The sequence below is a fragment of the Staphylococcus sp. ZWU0021 genome, assembly GCF_000798895.1.
GTDB lineage: Bacteria > Bacillota > Bacilli > Staphylococcales > Staphylococcaceae > Staphylococcus > Staphylococcus saprophyticus.
Map to the genome: position 1 here is coordinate 18,836 of NZ_JTLN01000005.1, position 20,409 is coordinate 39,244.

At 32.9% G+C, this 20,409-nt stretch carries 21 protein-coding genes; 6 read left to right on the forward strand and 15 right to left on the reverse strand.

The genetic code is table 11. The features are described from left to right. Positions 1-24 precede the first annotated feature (24 nt). Positions 25-216 (forward strand): DUF5325 family protein, encoded by a 192-nt coding sequence (locus L987_RS00725; RefSeq protein ID WP_037538825.1) that lies wholly within the window; start codon positions 25-27, stop codon positions 214-216. An 89-nt stretch (positions 217-305) separates the two neighbouring features. On the opposite strand, the gene L987_RS00730 is transcribed toward L987_RS00725, so the two are convergent. Beyond that, entirely contained in the window at positions 306-1,130 is an 825-nt protein-coding gene (locus tag L987_RS00730) for an inositol monophosphatase family protein (RefSeq protein ID WP_002483663.1), read from the reverse strand. 263 nt (positions 1,131-1,393) lie between these two features. Between L987_RS00730 and L987_RS00735 the strand changes: the two genes are divergently transcribed. Continuing rightward, positions 1,394-2,005 (forward strand): YktB family protein, encoded by a 612-nt coding sequence (locus L987_RS00735; protein ID WP_011303407.1) that lies wholly within the window; start codon positions 1,394-1,396, stop codon positions 2,003-2,005. A gap of 162 nt (positions 2,006-2,167) precedes the next feature. Here L987_RS00735 and L987_RS00740 read toward each other — a convergent pair whose 3' ends face one another. Beyond that, positions 2,168-2,671: a DUF4064 domain-containing protein gene (locus L987_RS00740; RefSeq protein ID WP_002483665.1), complete on the reverse strand. Its 504-nt coding sequence runs from the start codon at positions 2,669-2,671 to the stop codon at positions 2,168-2,170. Between the two features lie 199 nt (positions 2,672-2,870). Between L987_RS00740 and L987_RS00745 the strand changes: the two genes are divergently transcribed. Next, positions 2,871-4,226 (forward strand): Nramp family divalent metal transporter, encoded by a 1,356-nt coding sequence (locus tag L987_RS00745; protein ID WP_046199698.1) that lies wholly within the window; start codon positions 2,871-2,873, stop codon positions 4,224-4,226. Positions 4,227-4,345: 119 nt separating this feature from the next. On the opposite strand, the gene auxB is transcribed toward L987_RS00745, so the two are convergent. The 12 genes from auxB to L987_RS00805 all read right to left on the reverse strand — a co-directional run bounded on the left by auxB (position 4,346) and on the right by L987_RS00805 (position 16,372). After that, the gene (auxB, locus tag L987_RS00750; RefSeq protein WP_011303409.1) at positions 4,346-5,473 is read right to left on the reverse strand and encodes a lipoteichoic acid stability factor AuxB; all 1,128 of its coding nucleotides are present in this window, start codon (positions 5,471-5,473) and stop codon (positions 4,346-4,348) included. Positions 5,474-5,546: 73 nt separating this feature from the next. Further along, positions 5,547-6,620: an ABC transporter substrate-binding protein gene (locus L987_RS00755; protein ID WP_011303410.1), complete on the reverse strand. Its 1,074-nt coding sequence runs from the start codon at positions 6,618-6,620 to the stop codon at positions 5,547-5,549. Beyond that, complete coding sequence (locus tag L987_RS00760) at positions 6,617-7,429, reverse strand: ABC transporter permease (protein WP_011303411.1); 813 nt, start codon at positions 7,427-7,429, stop codon at positions 6,617-6,619. Before L987_RS00760 ends, L987_RS00755 begins: the two co-directional genes overlap by 4 nt. A gap of 5 nt (positions 7,430-7,434) precedes the next feature. Then, complete coding sequence (locus L987_RS00765; RefSeq protein WP_011303412.1) at positions 7,435-8,238, reverse strand: ABC transporter permease; 804 nt, start codon at positions 8,236-8,238, stop codon at positions 7,435-7,437. Beyond that, positions 8,231-9,325 carry an ABC transporter ATP-binding protein gene (locus tag L987_RS00770; RefSeq protein WP_011303413.1) on the reverse strand — a complete coding sequence of 365 codons (1,095 nt, stop codon included), beginning with the start codon at positions 9,323-9,325 and terminating at the stop codon, positions 8,231-8,233. Before L987_RS00770 ends, L987_RS00765 begins: the two co-directional genes overlap by 8 nt. A 12-nt stretch (positions 9,326-9,337) precedes the next feature. Continuing rightward, positions 9,338-9,877: a helix-turn-helix domain-containing protein gene (locus L987_RS00775; protein WP_011303414.1), complete on the reverse strand. Its 540-nt coding sequence runs from the start codon at positions 9,875-9,877 to the stop codon at positions 9,338-9,340. Positions 9,878-10,018: 141 nt separating this feature from the next. After that, a complete protein-coding gene (locus L987_RS00780) occupies positions 10,019-10,297 on the reverse strand; it encodes a UPF0223 family protein (protein WP_002483673.1) in 279 nt (92 codons plus the stop codon). A gap of 232 nt (positions 10,298-10,529) precedes the next feature. After that, positions 10,530-11,936, reverse strand: a complete 1,407-nt coding sequence (gene lpdA, locus L987_RS00785; protein WP_002483674.1) for a dihydrolipoyl dehydrogenase — start codon at positions 11,934-11,936, stop codon at positions 10,530-10,532. 3 nt (positions 11,937-11,939) lie between these two features. Next, positions 11,940-13,241 (reverse strand): dihydrolipoamide acetyltransferase family protein, encoded by a 1,302-nt coding sequence (locus L987_RS00790; protein ID WP_047502447.1) that lies wholly within the window; start codon positions 13,239-13,241, stop codon positions 11,940-11,942. A 144-nt stretch (positions 13,242-13,385) separates the two neighbouring features. Further along, positions 13,386-14,363 carry an alpha-ketoacid dehydrogenase subunit beta gene (locus L987_RS00795; RefSeq protein WP_002483676.1) on the reverse strand — a complete coding sequence of 326 codons (978 nt, stop codon included), beginning with the start codon at positions 14,361-14,363 and terminating at the stop codon, positions 13,386-13,388. 3 nt (positions 14,364-14,366) lie between these two features. Then, positions 14,367-15,479, reverse strand: coding sequence for a pyruvate dehydrogenase (acetyl-transferring) E1 component subunit alpha (gene pdhA / locus L987_RS00800; protein ID WP_002483677.1), 1,113 nt, complete (start codon positions 15,477-15,479; stop codon positions 14,367-14,369). Positions 15,480-15,745: 266 nt separating this feature from the next. Next, positions 15,746-16,372, reverse strand: coding sequence for a YkyA family protein (locus L987_RS00805; RefSeq protein WP_011303416.1), 627 nt, complete (start codon positions 16,370-16,372; stop codon positions 15,746-15,748). Positions 16,373-16,496: 124 nt separating this feature from the next. On the opposite strand from L987_RS00805, the gene def reads away from it, so the two are divergent. Then, positions 16,497-17,048: a peptide deformylase gene (def, locus tag L987_RS00810; protein WP_011303417.1), complete on the forward strand. Its 552-nt coding sequence runs from the start codon at positions 16,497-16,499 to the stop codon at positions 17,046-17,048. Positions 17,049-17,262: 214 nt separating this feature from the next. Here def and L987_RS00815 read toward each other — a convergent pair whose 3' ends face one another. Beyond that, a complete protein-coding gene (locus L987_RS00815) occupies positions 17,263-17,535 on the reverse strand; it encodes a hypothetical protein (RefSeq protein WP_011303418.1) in 273 nt (90 codons plus the stop codon). 501 nt (positions 17,536-18,036) lie between these two features. Here L987_RS00815 and L987_RS00820 point away from each other — a divergent pair. Both L987_RS00820 and rnjA read left to right on the forward strand, forming a co-directional pair. Further along, positions 18,037-18,252: a DNA-dependent RNA polymerase subunit epsilon gene (locus L987_RS00820; protein ID WP_002483681.1), complete on the forward strand. Its 216-nt coding sequence runs from the start codon at positions 18,037-18,039 to the stop codon at positions 18,250-18,252. After that, a complete protein-coding gene (rnjA, locus tag L987_RS00825) occupies positions 18,252-20,114 on the forward strand; it encodes a ribonuclease J1 (protein WP_047502451.1) in 1,863 nt (620 codons plus the stop codon). Before L987_RS00820 ends, rnjA begins: the two co-directional genes overlap by 1 nt. The last annotated feature ends 295 nt before the right edge of the window (positions 20,115-20,409 follow it).

The following is a 20,409-nucleotide window of genomic DNA, read 5'->3' on the forward strand; positions in this document are numbered from 1 at the left end:
GAAAACTATAAAGGTGTGGTAGGGATGCAACAAAAAAAATCAAAAGCAATATTTTGGGTACTCGCTGTGGTTGCTATAGTATTTTTACTTTTATTTAGCTTCAGTTTAGCTGCTACAAATGTTCCATTCATGATTTTAACATTTATATTATTCATTGCAACATTTGGTTACGGTTTCACGTTAAAGAAGAAATATCGTGAAAATGATTGGCTATAATTTCATGTTGATTTAACATATATTCATAAATACGTCTCACTCTTCTAAGTAGGAGTGAGACGCTTTTTTATTTTTAAAAATCGATTTAGCTAATCATTTTTAGCTTTTAATTTTTGCTGTAATAATTGAACTATTTCATAATTTTTTTTGAAATGGTTATCTATTAACTCTGAATGTAAATCCTTATTTGCCATTATAATCGAACTCGGTTCATATATGGATAAGGGTTCTCCTAATAAGTTTGTGCCGACGCCCCCCACTTCATTTAAGATAATCAAACCACCTGCAAAATCCCATGGTTGTAATCTAGGTGTCATATATGCACCTAATTTACCAGTTGCCACGTGTATGATTTCTAACGCTGCAGAACCATAGGCACGCGCGCTCCTTGCTTCATTTACGATGGGTTTAAACATTTCACCTAAGCGTGGTTTAGTTAGCCAATTGGGATTGATACCAATAATACTCGTTTTTAGTTGTGTGGAAGAAATTGCTGGTAACAAATTACCGTTTTCATATGCGCCTTCACCCGTTTTAGCATGATATAATACATCGTTCATAACGTCATAAACAAAGCCAGCATATGGTTTCCCATCATTATAGATACCGATTGAAATTGCAAAATTTTCTTGCTGATGTACAAAATTCAACGTACCATCAATTGGATCGATAACCCAAACTACCCCTGCCTCGTCTTTCAGCTCATGTCCATGTCCTTCTTCACCTATAACTAAATGATTCGGGTATGTTTGCTTGATGTTATCAAAAAGATATTTCTCCGTAGCTTTATCCACATTCGTCACTAGATCATTAGGATTTGATTTTGTCTCAATCTTAATGTCTTGTTTCATTATTTTTTTTACATTGATTCCTGCTTCTAATATAAGGCCTTTTGCAAATTCATAAACAGTCATTGTATCAGCTCCTTGTTCACTATTTATTATACATTAGTTAATACTTAAAAAGATATTAGCCAACAATTTATTAAATACTTCAATAATCAAGCATTAAATTTCATCTAAGTATGATTTATCTATTATAATTACCCTTTTTACTCGTTGTATACACGCACTAGATATCACTTATTCAGTATCATAAGGGTATAGAGCAAAGCAAATGTTTCAATGTTTATATTATGCTACAATACAAACGTATAGAATGATTATAGGAGGACCAAATGACTAAATATACATTTAAACCTAAGAATTTTAAAGCATTCACTGTTGATGGTCTTGATGCAAGAATGGAAGCACTCAACGAACGCGTTAGACCACAATTAAATCATTTGGGTGACTACTTCGCACAATACTTGGAAACTGCTACTGGCGAAATTTTCTATCCACATGTTGCTAAACATGCACGTAGAAGTGTCAATCCACCCAAAGATACTTGGGTCGCTTTTGCAACAAATAATCGTGGTTATAAAATGCAACCACATTTTCAAATAGGCCTTTTTGAAAATCAATTGTTCGTTATGTATGGTGTGATGCATGAAGCCAAGGATAAAGCGCAACAAGTACAAGCTTTTGTAGATCAATTCGATGCATTGAGAAATTTACCCTCAGATTATAGCGTGAGTTTAGACCATATGAGTCAAGAAAAAACGTATATCCACAATATGACTGACGAAGATTTATTCAAAGCGTTTAGGCGCGTTAAAGAAGTGAAAAAAGGTGAATTTTTCGTTGCTCGTACTTTGTCACCAAATTCAGAACACCTTAAAAATGATAAAGCTTTCCTATCTTTCTTAGAAGAAACGTTTGAACAACTGTTAAAATTTTATAAATAAAAACAACTGACCTATACGATTCTAATGTCACCTTCATAAATGAGTTATATAACTCATTTATGAAGGTACGACAATGTATGAGGTCAGTTGTTTTTTTGCGTTATCACGCTATTTATTAACACAGATTTAAATCATGATATTTTGTATGTTGCCTAATGATACTTAATAAATATAAGGGTCATTATCTTTCTTCTGTTTCATTTCACGATCTGGATCCATGTCCTCAGTTCGATTGGCATTATGCGTATCATTAGCGTTATCGTTTGAAACAATACCTTTGTGATGGTCAAAGCGCTTATCCTTTTTGACGAATAACATGATACCAACAATAAACCACAAAATGAGCGCAACAAAATTCCCGGAAAATATACTAGTGATTGCTGCAATTATAAAAACACAAGCAGCCAACACACGATTTCCTTTGATAATAAAAGTTCCCAATATACCAAGTATCGTAGAAATAATTAATAAAACGCCTTGAAACATAATAGATGTTTTAAATGTTTCCATCGACATTTCTAGTCCTTGTTGCTGATTCATTTGATGAAATGCCTCTTTAAATTCTGGTACATTCATAAATGAAAAGACTAGAACCATTAATAATAGAAACAGTATACTAAGACCATTTGCAATCCACGCCATGATACGTTCAGGTTTCCTATTCATCGACTTCCTCCTTAGATTATACTTTCCTCTATCATATCAAAATTGCATTTAATTAAAAATCATCTCGTATAATGATCAAACTAATTAATCAATAGCCCCTATTCAAAATTTAATGTAGCCAAGAAATTTATTCTCTATGTATTTTTAGGTTGACCTAATAATTATTTTGGAGTAATCTATAAAATGTTAATAAATTAATATGGAGGTGGGGGTATTGAAAAATCATGTTCAAACCCATAATAAGAGTTTAGATGAAATTAATAATACGGTTTCCATCAATACTCATGGCAAATTTAGCCAAAAATTATTTTCATTTTTAGGGCCAGGTTTATTAGTCGCTGTTGGCTATATGGATCCAGGTAATTGGATTACTTCTATGCAAGGTGGCGCGCAGTTTGGATACATTTTGCTATTCGTGATTTTACTTTCTAGTCTGTCAGCAATGTTATTACAAAGTATGACAATAAGGTTAGGAATATCAACAGGTATGGACTTAGCTCAGGCTACTAAACACTATTTAAATAAACCCGTTGCATTTGTATTTTGGATCATTGCTGAGTTAGCAATTATCGCGACAGATATAGCAGAAGTTATAGGTAGTGCCATTGCCTTAGATTTATTATTTGGTATTCCGCTTCTTGTAGGCGCGTTAATCACAGTATTTGATGTTTTCTTATTACTATTTATTATGCGCTTTGGTTTTAGAAAAATCGAAGCAATTGTGGGAACACTTATATTCACAGTACTTGTTATTTTTGTTTTCGAGGTATTTATTGCATCACCTCACGTTACTGAAGTATTAAATGGTTTTGTTCCGAGTTCAACAATTATTACAGATAATGGTGCACTCTTTATTGCATTAGGTATTATCGGAGCGACAATTATGCCGCACAACTTATATTTACATTCATCAATCGTTCAATCACGTATGTATGATCGCAATAGCATACAATCAAAAGCACACGCAATCAAATATGCAACAATGGACTCAAATATACAATTATCAATTGCATTCATCGTGAATTGTTTATTACTAGTATTAGGGGCAGCGCTTTTCTTTGGTGTAAATACAGAGCAATTAGGTGGATTCTATGATTTATATAATGCATTACAGAATCAACCATTATTAGGCGCGTCGTTAGGTGCAATTATGAGTACTTTATTTGCAATCGCACTGCTTGCGTCAGGTCAAAATTCTACAATAACTGGAACAATGGCAGGTCAAATCGTCATGGAAGGTTTTATAAATTTAAAAATACCAAATTGGTTACGAAGATTGATTACACGTTTAATTGCGATATTACCTATCATTATCTGTTTAATCGTCTTTAATAGTAATGAAGCAAAAATGGAACAATTATTAGTATTTTCACAAGTATTTTTAAGTTTAGCTTTACCATTTTCACTCATTCCACTTCAATTATCAACGAATGACAAACGTTTAATGGGACAATTTAAAAATAAATTATGGGTAAATATCATATCATGGTGTTTAATCATTATACTTAGCATTCTAAATATTTACCTAATTATTCAAACATTCCAAGAGTTATAATATATAGCATTATTGTATATAACTAAAATGAATATTTTATGTAAAAGATAAACATAAAAAAGATGAGCGAGGTACACTTTATGTCCTCGCTCATCTTTTTTATTAAGCATCGTCTCTTATTACGATTTATCTTGTTGATCTTTTTCAGTTTCATGAGACGTCATCTTTTTGCGTTCTTCAAAATTTTGTCTGCGTTGACTAACTGCGCTCGGCTGTTGTTTGCGTCTTTCTTTTTCGCGTTTCTTACGTTCTTTCTTCTCTTGCTTAACACGCATTTTTTCTTCAGCTTTTTCTTGTTTTAATCGCGCCGCTTCTTCGGCCTCAGCTTGTTGTCGACGTTGTTGTTCTTCATACTCAGCTTGTTGACGACGTTGCTCCGCTTCATGTTCTTCTTGTCTACGTTGTGCTGCAGCTGCTTCATCTTCTTGGTTATGCTTAGATACGTATTCACCAGATTCATCATACACATCACTCACATTACCAAAATCATCTTCCACATTTTGCGCATCTGCTTGCGTCTCATTTTGTTTTTTCTGCTTATAGTTGTATTTTTCTTGTCTTGATAGAACTTGAGGTTCCTCTTCAGTCGCATCATTTTTACCATTTACTTTATTAGCAACTTCAGATGAATAGCCCCCTCTTCTTAACGAATCATCATTAGTAGGTTGTTCAACATCAGCAGTTTGTTGTTTCTCATAATATTGAGGTTGTGGTTCTGGTTCTGACGGTTGATCATAATCAGAATAATGACCTCTATAACCTTCAGTATAATATGCAGGTACTGTTTCTACTTTGTCTTTTCGAGCAAACATCATGATTGCAACGATTAAAAATAGAATTGGTATGATAAGTGGTACAAATAATAATACGAGCGGTAATGTTATAACCGTAGCCAATAAAAATAAGAACCCTGATAAGATTCTAATATTCATAGATATCAGTGCTAAGAATGATAACAGTAAACATACGATAAAGTATACAATGACTGCCCATACACCATTTTGTAGCCAAATAACAAATTGTGTCGTATTCAAACTATTATTTGCTAGAATTTGTTGAACAAAGTCATTACCATTTAGCGTTGTTTCTAAATTTTGTATTGATGTTTCACTACTAAAAGATACTAGTGCAATAAACATCGTAATTACGGTTAGTAGTAATAAGAATACCCAACTTAACCAACCTAATACTTTTTCTGCTAGTCGACTCACTGGTCGTCTAACTTGAGTATATTGCTCTCCTGACATATTTTTACAACTCCTTATATTGCTTGTCAAACTATTATAGCGAATTAATGGCAAAATAACTACTAACTACGCCTTATTTCAAGGAGATTTTAAAATTTAAAAATCGCTCATTATATTCGCTTAATGTTTCTTTACCTAAATCTTTATAAACTTCCAGTCTGTTTTGGTCTTGCTGTGTAGGATAAAAACGCTTATCATTTTTAACTTCATCTGGTAATTTCTCTCTTGCTGCTTTATTAGGTGTAGCATAACCAACCCATTCAGTATTTTGCTTGCTAATTTCTTCGTCTAATAGAAAGTTCATAAATTTATAGGCGCCCGCTTTATTTTGTGCTGTCTTAGGCATCACCATATTATCGAACCAAAGATTAGATCCTTCTTTCGGTACAACATAGTTAAATTCATCACTACCTTGTACCATAGGTGCTGCTACGCCACTCCATACAACCGCAACATTTGCTTCATGTTGCTCTAACATCATCGTTATTTCATCACCTACAACACCTTTAACATTGGGTCCTAGGTGTGATAATGTTTTTTCAGCTTCTGCTAAATGTTGTGAATTTGTATCATTTAAACTGTAGCCTAATTTATTCAAGGCTAAACCTATGGCTTCTCTAGCACCATCAACCAAGAGTACATCATTGTTATACTTTTTATCATATAGTTGCTTCCAAGAATCGAAATGATCATTCGGATAAGCTTTTTTATTATAAAGAATTCCTACTGTGCCAAAGAAATAAGGAACAGAGTATCGATTACCTTGATCAAATGACATATTCATATAATCTGAATCTAAATTCTTCATATTTGGTATTTTCTCATGATTTAGCGGCAATAACAAATTCTCTTTTTTTAATTTTTGAACAGTATATTCACTTGGAAAAGCAACATCATAATTTGTGCCACCATTCCGTATTTTTGCTTCCATTGCTTCATTAGAATCAAATGTTTCATAAACTACTTCAATACCCGTTTCTTTTTGGAATTTTTTTATCAAACTAGGATCGATATACTCTCCCCAGTTATAGACATATATTTTTTCACCACTCGCAGAATGGTCTTTAGATGTGAACTTTTGACTTATAAGTAAACAAATCACGCCAACAACAATTGAAATTATAATTAATTGTAAAAATCGTTTCATTGTTGCACACCTCTTTTGCTATGTTTTTTGTGTTTTAGCGTGTTCTGAATTAAATAATAAGCTAATATACCCAGCATGATAACTAAGAATAATATAGTAGAAATCGCATTAATTTCCATACTTATTCCTTTTCTTGCCATGGCGTATACTTCTACAGATAGTACACTAAAACCATTACCAGTAACAAAGAAACTTACTGTGAAGTCATCAAGTGAATAGGTAAGCGCCATAAAAAAACCACCAATAACTGCGGGCATTAAATGAGGTAACATGACTTTGTTTAATACTTGCAATTCAGTCGCTCCAAGATCACGTGCTGCATTTAATGTATGATCATTCATTTCATATAATTTAGGCAATACAATAATCACAACAATTGGTATACAAAATGCAATGTGAGAAATGAGCACCGTTAAAAATCCTAAACCTAAACCAGTAAAATGGCCAATGGCTGTAAACATAATCAAAAACGAAGCACCAATCACTACATCAGAAGATACCATTAATACATTATTGAGCGTCAACAATGAAACTTTTAATTTTTTATTTCGCAAATGGTATAAACCAATTGCTCCCATTGTACCGATCACAGTAGCAAAAGCCGCCGCTAACAAGGCAACAGCAATCGTATTAAATATAACTGACATTAGACGATCATTACTAAACAAGGATTGATAATGTTCCAAAGTGAAATGCTCAAAATGAATCATATTCCCAGCAGAATTAAATGAATATACCATTAAAAATAAAATTGGAATATACAATATTGCAATTAATATACCAAGGTATAATTTACCGTACCATTTCATATGACTCACCCTTTTCCATTTGTAGATTTAGTATTCGTAATGATTAACACTAACGCCATAAAGAGAATCAAACATAATGCTATAGTGGAACCCATGCCGTAGTTTTGAATCACTAGAAATTGTTCCTCTATCGCAGTTCCTATGTTAATCACTTTATTTCCAGCAATTAACCTTGTTATCATAAATAACGATAATGCTGGAATAAATGTCACTTGAACCCCTGTTAACACACCTTGTTTTGTAAGTGGTAAGATGATTTTTCGGAAAGTCGTAAACGGACTAGCACCTAAATCACTAGAGGCTTGTAAAATGTTATTAGGGATGTCTTTCATACTATTGAAAATGGGTAAAATCATAAATGGTATATAAATATAACTGGCAACAAGTATAAATGCAGGTACAGTAAATAATAAATCCATTTTAGGTAAATGTAATAAATTTAACATTTGATTGATAACACCATCATGACTCAATAACCCTATAAATGCATAGGTCTTTAGAAGTAAATTAATCCAAGTTGGAATAATGAGTATCATTAACCATAAATTTTGATATTTTGAATTTCGTATAAAATAAGCAGCTGGATAACTAATGAACAATGTAATGATAGTAATGACAGCTGCAAAAATAACTGAATCCCAAATCATGCTAAAGTATTTCCACGAAAACATTTGTTTATAATTTTCAAAACTGAAATGACCCTGAATATCAAATAGTGAAAAATAAACAAGTAATAACACAGGTACAATAATAAATAATATCATCCATAATACATATGGGATAAAGAGAAATCGATTCAGTTTACGCATTGTCTTGTTCCTCGTAACTTTCAATTCGTTTATCAAATTCTTCTTCTGTCTCACCAGGAACCATAATATGAATTGCTTCAGGATCGAAGTATAAACCTACTTTACTACCTACTTCTGCTTTTTTAGTTGAATGAATCATCCATTCATAGCCTTTTCTATCAATACAATTTATTTCATAATGCACGCCTCGAAATAACATAGAATCTACAGTAACTTCAAACAGTCCACTTTTTGCATCTATCAATGAAATATCTTCAGGACGAATCACAATTTCAACTTTCTTTTGCTCAGGTATACCCATATCTACACATTCAAAATCTTGCCCATAGATATTCACTAAGTAATCTTTAACCATCTTACCTTCTACGATATTTGATTCACCGATAAAATCAGCAACAAAACGATTGACTGGTTCATCATAAATATCAATTGGCGTACCAAATTGTTGGATTTTACCATCTTTCATCACAAATATATAATCACTAAGCGCTAATGCTTCTTCTTGATCATGTGTAACAAAAATAAATGTAATGCCTAATCGAGATTGTATTTCTCTAAGTTCATACTGCATTTCAGTTCTTAATTTTAAATCCAAAGCAGATAGAGATTCATCTAACAATAAAATTTCAGGCTCATTGACAATTGCTCTTGCTATTGCAATACGTTGTTTTTGTCCACCACTAATGCCCTCTATCGTTCTTGATTCATAACCTTCCAGTTTCACTAACTTCAATGCTTCATGTACTTTTCGTTTGATTTCTGATTTAGCTAATTTTTTTAATTTTAGCCCAAAAGCGATATTGTCATAGACATTTAAGTGAGGGAATAACGCATAATCTTGGAACACAGTATTAACTTTTCTTTTATTCGCTGATAAATGATTAATTGATTTACCTTGATAAATAATGTCACCATTATCAGCTTCTTCAAAACCTGCAATTAATTTTAATATCGTTGTCTTACCACAACCTGATGGCCCTAGTAATGTATAAAAATATCCTGATTCAATATCTATATCTATTTTGTCTAATATCTGCATATCATCATACTGCTTACTTACAGATTTAAATGATAATAATGGTTCCATACGCGTGTCCTCCTATAGATATGAAGCTGTAACAACAATCATTACTTGTACTTCATCCGCTGTTTGATTTTCTAGTCTATGTATTTGGTTCGCTTTAAAATAAAGCGCGTCACCAGTTGTTGCATAATAATTTTGATTACCCAACATGAGTACTACTTCACCTTTTAAGCAATATATGAAGGTATCAGATTCAGATGGTCCAAAATTTTTATATGATGCATTCGCTCTTAAAGTTAATATCAATGGTTCCATATCAAATTCGTTTGATTGGCTGACTGGCCAGTTCAAAATATAACCTTTATCATATTCATCGTATGTGATTTGTGTTGCTTTTTTATATAATACTTTTTCAGATTTAGGTTCTTTGAAAAAATCACTCGGACTTGTGCCAAGTACTTCTAATATATTCAAAAATGTTTCCATACTTGGTGATGCATATTGACTTTCAATTTGTGAAATATAACCTTTTGAAAGATCTGTTCTTTCTGCCAATTCTTCTTGCGTTAACTTTTTTATATTTCTTAAATTTTTAATTTTCTTTCCAATTTCCATATTGTCACCTTTTCGTAATTTTCAAAATTGAATCTAATGCTATTATGTAAAATTAAAAAATCGTTATATGCTGTTTATATTTATCAAACATTTTGTTTAATGCTTAATAAAAATATCAAAATATAACGATGAAGACAATACTTATTTACTTTTTGCTGAAAATAATTTTTGATCTGGTGATGATTGAACTGCTTTCACTGCATGATAACTGCTATAGCCACTACTATTTTCAAATTCTTTAAAAATTTGTTTTTCCTCGGCTTTACCTGGAACGATTTTTTTAAATTGTTTGTAGCGATCTAACAATTTTTCTCCTTCTACACTTGATTCATAATAGGATTCTACTGCATTAAAGAAAGAAACAACTTGCATCATTTCATCATTTGACCAATCTAAATCAATGGGATATTGGTACTCCATAGATTTTAACACCCTTTCATTCAAATTATGATAAACCTCAATTTATGTTTGCTATGCTTTATGTATAAATAAAATGGAACAGTAAAAGATTTTACTTAATAAACCTGTAATCATACTATTCTATTATTTTATTAACTACTCGATATTGCTATCTATATCTATAAAAGCAAATGAGACTGAGACATTCATCGATGTCCCAGTCCCAATTAAATTTATATGAAATTACTTATAATTACATAGTGTGGATAGGTAATCCTAATGCTTTTTCAGCAGCTTCCATAGACATTTCACCTAATGTTGGGTGAGCATGAATAGTTAATGCTAAATCTTCAGCATTCATACCTGATTCAATTGCTAAACCTAATTCAGAAATAATATCAGAAGCCCCAGTACCTACTACTTGAGCACCTACTAATGTATTATCTTCTTTAAGTGTTAACAATTTAACAAATCCAGTTGTATCATCTAATGATAACGCACGACCATTAGCTGCATAAGGGAATTTAGAAGCAGTAACTGCTAAACCTTCTTCTTTAGCTTGAGCTTCTGTATAACCAACTGTCGCTAATTCTGGTTCAGTGAAACATACAGCAGGCATACCAATGTAGTCTACTTCTGATGCTTCTCCAGCAATAACTTCTGCAGCTACTTTAGCTTCATAACTTGCTTTATGGGCAAGTGGTAAACCTGGTACGATATCGCCAATTGCAAAGATGTTTTCAACTGATGTACGGCTTTGTTTATCTACTTCTAATAAACCGCGATCTGCGAATTTAAGACCTAATTCTTCTAAGCCTAATTCGTCAGTGTTTGGACGACGTCCAACAGTAACTAATACGTAATCAGCGTCGATTGTTTGTTCTTCACCTTTTACTTCATAAGTCACTTTAACACCATTGTCTGTTTCTTCAGCTGATTTCGCCATTGCTTCAGTAACAATTTCAACGCCTTTTTCTTTCATACCTTTTTTAACAGGTTGCGTCATTTGTTTTTCGAAACCGCCTAAGATATCTTTAGCACCTTCTAAAATAGTTACTTCAGAACCAAAGTTAGCAAATGCAGTACCTAATTCAGAACCAATATAACCGCCACCAACGACAACTAATTTACCAGGTACATCTTGTAAATTTAAAGCGCCAGTTGAATCAATTACACGGTCACCAAACTTGAAGTTAGGGATTTCAATTGGTCTAGAACCAGTTGCAATAATCGCGTGTTTGAAGTTGTAAGTTTGAGCACTTTTCTCGTCCATAACACGTAGGCTATTATTATCAACAAAGTAAGCTTCGCCTTTTACGATTTCAACTTTATTACCTTTTAATAGTCCTTCAACACCACCAGTTAATTTTTTAACAACTGATTGTTTGAATTCTTGAACTTTATCAAATTTAAGTGAAACACTTTCAGCAATAACACCTAAATTTTCAGAGTTTTTAGTTTCATCATAACGATGCGAAGCGTGTAATAACGCTTTTGAAGGAATACATCCTACATTAAGACATACGCCACCAAGTTCGCCTTTTTCTACGATTGTTACTTTTTGACCTAACTGTGCTGCACGTATTGCTGCAACATAGCCCCCAGGTCCTGCTCCGATTACAATAGTATCTGTTTCAATTGGGAAATCTCCAACTACCATGTTTTACCCCTCCATTAATAATAATTCTGGATTATTTAATAAACGTTTAATATGATTCATAGCGTTTTGACCAGTTGCACCATCAATTTGTCTATGGTCAAAGCTTAGTGATAATGATAATACTGGTGCCGCAACAATTTCTCCATCTTTTACGATAGGTTTTTGCGCAATACGACCAATACCTAAGATAGCAACTTCTGGGTGATTGATAACTGGTGTGAACCATTGTCCACCTGCTGAACCGATGTTACTAATTGTACAAGTAGCACCTTTCATTTCATCAGCTGATAATTTACCATCACGTGCTTTGACAGCAAGTTCATTAATTTCGTCTGAAATTGCAAACATAGATTTGCGATCAGCATTTTTAACTACTGGTACGAGTAAACCTCTGTCAGTGTCAGCTGCAATACCGATATTCCAGTAATGTTTATGCACGATTTCACCAGCTTCTTCATTAAATGAAGTATTAAGTGATGGGTATTTTTTAAGTGCAGACACAAGTGCTTTGACAACGTAAGGTAAGAAAGTTAATTTAGTACCTTGTTCAGCTGCAACTTCTTTGAATTTTTTACGGTGATCCCATAATTCTTGCACATCAATTTCATCCATCAATGTTACGTGAGGTGCAGTATGTTTTGAGTTAACCATTGCTTTAGCAATTGCTTTACGCATTGCAGGTATTTTTTCAGTAGTTTCTGGGTATTCCCCTTCTGTAGAAACTGCTGCTGATTGTGCAGAACTTGTAGTTTCTTCGCTAGTTGCTACTGCACTTTCATTTGAAGCTGTTGCTTGTCCACCATTTAAGTAAGCATCAACGTCTTCTTTAGTCGTACGTCCGTTTTTACCTGAACCTGAAACAGCTTTAATGTTAACACCATTTTCACGTGCGTATTTACGAACTGACGGCATTGCTTTAACACGTTTACTTTCATCTACTTCTTCATCATTTGAAGATTGAGCAGGTGCTGATGCTTCTTCTTTAGTGCTTTCTTCAACAGGAGCTTCTGTTGACTCGCTTGAAGCCTCGTCACTTTCGCTACCTTTAAATTGCATGTCTTCTGCATCAGGTGCATCAATTTTAACAATTGTATCACCAACAACTGCTACAGTACCTTCATCTACTAATACTTCTTCGATAGTACCTGAAACAGGTGATGGAATTTCAACAACTGATTTGTCGTTTTGAACTTCAGCTAATACATCATCTTCTTCAATTGTATCTCCAGCTTTAACAAACCACTTTACAATTTCACCTTCGTGGATACCTTCACCAATGTCGGGTAATTTAAATTCAAATGCCACGTTATTATCCTCCTAAAATTTCATATTAAGTCAAAAATTAGAAATTGAGAATGCGCTAAACAACTCAAATCTCATGCTTATATATAAACCTGAATGAAGTAGGTATATCGACTTATCGTATACGCTACTTCTTATCAGTGATTATTAAAATTCTAATGTTGCTTTTGCTTTTTCAACAATATCGTTTTTGTTTGGTAACCAAACATTTTCAGCTTGCGTAAACGGATAAACCGTGTCTGCTGCTGCAACACGAGCGATTGGAGCATCTAATGAAAGAATTGCACGTTCTGCTAATTCAGAAGCAACTGCTGCACCAACACCAGCTTGACGTTGCGCTTCTTGAACTACTACAGCACGTCCAGTTTTTTCAACTGAAGCAACAAGTGTTTCAATGTCGATTGGTTGTACAGTACGTAAGTCAATGACTTCTACTGAATAACCTTCTTTTTCTAATTCTTCTGCTGCTTTTAATGATTCTTGTACCATCGCACCATAAGCAATTAGTGTAATATCATTACCTTCTTGTTTAACGTTCGCTTTACCAATTTCGATTGTATACTCTTCTTCAGGTACTTCGTCACGGAATGAACGATATAATTTCATATGCTCTAAGTAAACAACTGGGTCGTTACTTCTGATTGCAGAAATTAATAAACCTTTAGCATCGTAAGGATTAGAAGGAATTACAACACTTAGACCAGGTGATTGCGCTAAGATACCTTCTAAGTTATCAGCGTGTAATTCAGGTGTATGTACACCGCCACCAAATGGAGCACGAATTGTTACTGGTGCTTGTTTAGAGTTACCAGAACGGAAACGCGTACGCGCTAATTGTCCTGCTACAGAGTCGAATACTTCAAATACGAATCCTAAGAATTGTATTTCCATAACTGGACGGTATCCTTGAGTAGTTAAACCTAAAGCTAAACCACCAATACCAGATTCCGCTAAAGGTGTATCGAATACACGATCTTCACCGAATTCTTTTTGTAAACCTTCAGTTACACGGAAAACACCACCGTTAACACCGACGTCTTCACCGAAAAGTAAAACATTTTCATCGTTTTGTAATTCGGTTTTAAGCGCGTTGTTAATCGCTTGTACCATTGTCATTTGTGCCATCGGTTACTTCGACTCCTTCTCTTTATAAATTTCATATTGCTCTGCTAAATTTTGAGGCATTTCTTCGTACATATTTTCCATCAAGTCAATAACAGTTTGTTTTTCTGTATTATCTGCTTCTTTGATAGCAGCTTTAATATCAGTTTTCGCACGTTCGATTACTTCGTTTTCTTTTTCTTCAGTCCATAGACCTTTAGCTTCAAGGAATTTTCTATAACGAACTAATGGATCCTTTTTCTCCCATTCAGAATCTTCATCTGAAGTTCTGTATTTAGTTGGATCGTCACCAGCCATAGTATGAGGACCATAACGGTAAGTAATTGTTTCAATTAATGTTGGACCATCACCATTAACAGCACGGTCACGCGCTTCTTTTGTCGCTTGGTATACAGCTAATGCATCCATACCATCAACTTGTAAACCTGGGATACCACAAGCAATTGCTTTTTGAGCTAAAGTAGTTGCCGCTGTTTGTTTACTACGAGGTGTAGAGATAGCATAGTTGTTATTTTGGATTACAAAAATTGCAGGTGCTTTATAAGCAGAAGCAAAGTTAATACCTTCGTAGAAATCACCTTGTGAAGAACCACCATCACCAGTATAAGTAATTGCTACAGCTTGCTTACCACGTTTTTTAATACCTAATGCTACACCAGCAGTTTGTACATACTGTGCACCAATAATAATTTGTGGGCTTAACGCATTAACGCCTTCAGGCATTCTGTTACCTTTAAAGTGACCTCTTGAGAATAAGAAAGCTTCAGTTAAAGGTAATCCTTGCCAGATTAATTGTGGTACATCACGGTAACCTGGTAAAATAAAATCTTCTTGTTCTAAAGCGTATTGAGAAGCTAATTGTGAAGCTTCTTGTCCTGCTGTTGGAGCGTAGAAACCTAATCTACCTTGTCTATTTAATGAAATAGAACGTTGATCAAGGATACGTGTCCAAACCATTCTCTCCATTAATTCAACTAACTGCTCGTCTGACAAATCTGGTAATAAATCTTCGTTAACGACGTTACCATCTTCATCCAAAATTTGAATCATTTCAAATTGAGATTGAGTATCATTCAATACTTTCTCTGCATCGAATTGGGCTTTTAATTTCGGAGCCATTCAATTCACCAAACCTTTCCCGTATAATAGAAATTCATTTTATTCTTAAACATTGTACCACAAAACTTTTATGCAGTTAAACAATTTGAAAAAGTTCTGTAGTAATTAAAACAGGTACAGTTTCGCAACTGTACTAATGAAATTATTACAACTGTATTACCAGTCCTTGTATGTCTATCGTTGAGCATTTCCATTTGAATGTAAGCGCAACCAATACTTATACTATATCTTCCATATTATAATTTCAAATGACTCGCTTTTTTGAATTAAGCTAGGCTATCTACATCTTCTTTTTCTTTATTCACTTTATTCATTGTATCTGAATACTTTTTGAAGGCTTTATTCATATCTTTATATGATTTTGATACTGCCTCAGATTTTTTATCAATTTGAGATTGTTCTACTTGATCGTCAGCAGTATATTCAAACATATCTTTTTCTTTATTCATGATATTCTTATAGGCTTTTGCATATTCATCATGTGCCTTATATTTTTCTTTAAGTGCATCATTTAGTTGTTTAACTTCTTTTTTCTTCGCTTTGTCGCTAATATTATCTAAATGTTTTTCCGCTTTTTTGAATTTTTCTTCAGAATTATTTATGGCTTTTTCTTCTTTTCCGAATTCTTTTTCTCTTTGTTCTACATTATCTACAACTTTTTTAGAAGTTTCTTGTACTTCTTGTTGGTCTTTACCGTTGATTTTTTTCACTAATTTTTGTTTGTCTTGTTCTAAACTATTTAATTTCTTCCCTACAGATGATACAGGCTTTTCTTCATCAAAAGCTTTTTGAACTTGTTCGTTGTAATCTTTGATTTCACCTTTATCTGTTGTACAACCTGCAACTAATACTGTAGAAGCAATGACTGCACTGATGCCATATTTTAATTTCATTTTGAAAAATCCTCCTTTATGTGCTTGTAATGTTATATAATATTTTATAATAAATCAAATCTAACTACTGTATTTTATCTATGAAACTTTGGTATATTTTATATTAAGGAAGGTGTATGAACAAATGTTAACTATGAAAGATATTATCCGTGATGGACATCCTACTCTTCGTGAAAAAGCAAAAGATGTTACTTTACCGCTTTCTGAAGAAGATCGTAATACGTTATTGGCTATGCGTGAATTTTTAATTAATAGTCAAGATGATGAAATTGCTACTAAATATGGTTTGCGCTCAGGCGTGGGTCTTGCCGCGCCACAAATTAATATTTCAAAAAAAATGATTGCCGTTTATCTCCCTGATGACGGAAATGGCAAGTCATATGATTTGATGTTAGTTAATCCAAAAATCATGAGCCACAGTATTCAAGAAGCGTATCTTCCTACAGGTGAAGGTTGCCTAAGCGTAGATGAAAACATTCCAGGATTAGTTCATCGTAAAAATAGAATTACTGTTAAAGCTACAGATATCGATGGAAAAGAAGTTAAATTGCGCTTGAAAGGTTACCCTGCTGTTGTGGTTCAACATGAAATTGACCATATCAACGGCATCATGTTCTATGATCATATAGATCCAAATAATCCACTTCAGCCACATAATGATGCTGTAGAAGTTTAATCTATTTGATTAAAACATATTATAAACAAGAGTTTGGTTCATAAATAACCATGCTCAAACTAAAAGAGCTAATCCGCAGTCGGATTAGCTCTTTTTATTTTTAAACTTTTTAACTTTGGCAATGTATACTTAACATCGTATTTAACTTGGTTATCAAACATTTTACAAATAAATTATTAACAATATCATATTCTTTCATTGTTATATCTATGAATTACATGAAATCATCTCTTCGCTCATGAAATGGAATATCTAGCTCTTTAAACTCAGCCTTTAATTCAGTTAATTGCTGAATATCAATAAACTCTGGATCGTGGTTATGTTTAACATAATTTTGATCCTCATTCACTGTATCAATAATTTCATTATAATTAAAAAACATGATAACTTGCTCAGCACGTACTTCAAAAGTGATATCCTTAAATATTTTATCCGTACGCACTTTTTCCTTTTTTACATCTTCTACTATTCTCTTTACATTGTTCAAATGGTCCACCTCAAATATTTACTTATGTATCATACTTAATATATTGTACTTAACTTTCCCTTTAAGATACTTCTTTATCTTAATTAATTTTTATATACTACTCAAGTTTTTATGTTGTTTTTTCAAAATTTTCTGTATTTAATTTCAGTAATTTTTAATATGTAATTTAAATAAGAAGTAACTTGTACTATTAAATAGTTTTCTCTTGTGATAAAACTGCTTTATTTATTCCACTACATCATGTAAAATGAGAAATAACTGAAAACATACAAATTAAAGTATTTGTGTTTTTCTATTCGAACGAACTGAAGATCACCCTAAAAACTTACCAGACAATACTAGTACGTTCTAATTATAGATGGTAGTAATAACACTTTTTATGAAAAACAGAGCTCGTTTTATAAAAGTAGTCTCATCTTTTTCATATATACAAAGTGCTAGGGTATTACAATAAAAATAATTATAAAATCAACACATGATTTTTAGGAGGAAATATATAAAATGGCAGTATTTAAAGTATTTTATCAACATAATAAAGAAGAAGTAATCGTACGTGAACACACACAAACTATTTATGTTGAAGCACAAACTGAAGAACAAGTTAGAAGATATTTGAAGGATCGTAATTTTAATATTGAATTTATTACTAAATTAGAGGGCGCACATTTAGAATATGAAAAACAATCTGATCACTTCAACGTGGAGCAAGCTGAATAATGAAACAAATCCACAAAAATGAAGTTGCGGTATACGCACTTGGTGGTTTAGGTGAAATCGGTAAAAATACCTACGCTGTTGAGTATCAGGATGAAATCGTTATTATTGATGCAGGTATTAAATTCCCTGACGATAATTTATTAGGTATCGATTATGTTATTCCTGATATCACATACCTAGAACAAAACCAAGATAAAATTGTAGGTCTGTTTATTACTCACGGACATGAAGACCATATAGGTGGTGTGCCCTACCTATTAAAGCAAATTAATGTACCTATATATGGCGGTCCATTAGCTTTAGGTTTGATTAGAAACAAATTAGAAGAACATCATTTATTAAGAACTACAGAATTAATTGAAATTGATGAAAGTAGCGTTATTAAATCGAAGCATTTTGAAGTATCTTTCTATCTAACAACACACAGTATTCCAGAAGCCTATGGTGTTATCGTAAATACACCAGAAGGTAATATTGTGCATACTGGAGATTTCAAATTTGACTTCACACCAGTTGGAGAACCAGCAAACATTGCAAAAATGGCAAAGCTTGGTGAAGAAGGCGTACTTTGTTTACTTTCAGATTCAACAAATTCACTCGTTCCAGATTTCACTTTAAGTGAACGTGAAGTTGGACAAAATGTTGAAAAAATCTTCCGCAATTGCAGTGGACGTATTATTTTCGCGACATTTGCTTCAAACATTTACAGAGTTCAACAAGCTGTTGAAGCTGCAATTAAACATAATCGTAAAATCGTTACATTCGGTCGTTCAATGGAAAACAATATTAAAATTGGTATGGAATTAGGTTACATCAAAGCACCACCAGAAACATTTGTGGAACCTAACAAAATAAACACTGTTCCAAAACATGAATTATTAATTTTATGTACTGGTTCACAAGGTGAGCCAATGGCAGCTTTATCAAGAATTGCCAATGGTACACATAAACAAATCAAAATTATTCCAGAAGACACTGTCGTGTTTAGCTCTTCACCTATTCCAGGAAATACAAAGAGCATTAATCGTACGATTAATTCCCTTTACCGTGCAGGTGCCGAGGTTATTCATAATAAAGTATCTAACATTCATACTTCTGGTCATGGTTCTAAAGGCGATCAACAATTAATGCTTCGCCTACTACGTCCTAAATTTTTCTTACCAATTCATGGTGAGTATCGTATGCTAAAAGCACACGGTCAATCAGGTATCGAATGTGGTGTTGATTCTGACAATGTCTTTATCTTTGATATTGGTGATGTTTTAGCATTAACACATGATTCAGCTAGAAAAGCCGGCAGAATTCCTTCTGGCAATGTTTTAGTTGATGGTAGTGGTATTGGTGATATTGGTAACGTCGTTATTCGTGATAGAAAGCTTTTATCTGAAGAAGGTTTAGTCATAGTAGTAGTAAGTATTGACTTTAAAACGAATAAACTTCTTTCAGGACCAGATATTATTTCACGAGGTTTCGTATATATGCGTGAATCTGGTCAATTGATTTATGATGCACAACGTAGAATCAAAACGGATGTAATTGGTAAGTTGAATCAGAATCAAGATATTCAATGGCACCAAATCAAATCTTCAATTATCGAAACATTACAACCCTATTTATTCGAAAAAACTGCACGTAAACCAATGATATTACCAGTTATCATGAAAGTGAATGAAGATAATAATCAAACATCCACTAAAAAACCAAGTAACAAAAATACGAAACCGAAGAAAAACAACACAAAATCACCATCAAAAAATCAACAAAATGTAGAAAAATCAAGTAATAAAAATGGCTCAAATAAAGCCAATCAATCCGTTGAAAAACCAAAACAATCGAATCAAAACCAAAATTCAGAATCTTAAAAAAGTACAGGAATGGACTTAAATCTTCATTCTCACAGTAAGCGGCCTAATCCTCATTAAGGATTAGGCCGCTTTATATTTACTCATTTTATTATTCAACACATCTGTAAAAAACAAGCATTAATACAACTTAAAATATATGAACAGCATTTATGCTATGTTATATTAACTGTGATGTGACATTAATTTAAAGAGAAGTATTTGATTTACACAGATAAGTTATATATTTATCATATTAATTACTTGGGCAATTTTAACATCTATTGTCATACCATATGTAATTAAAAACAGTAAT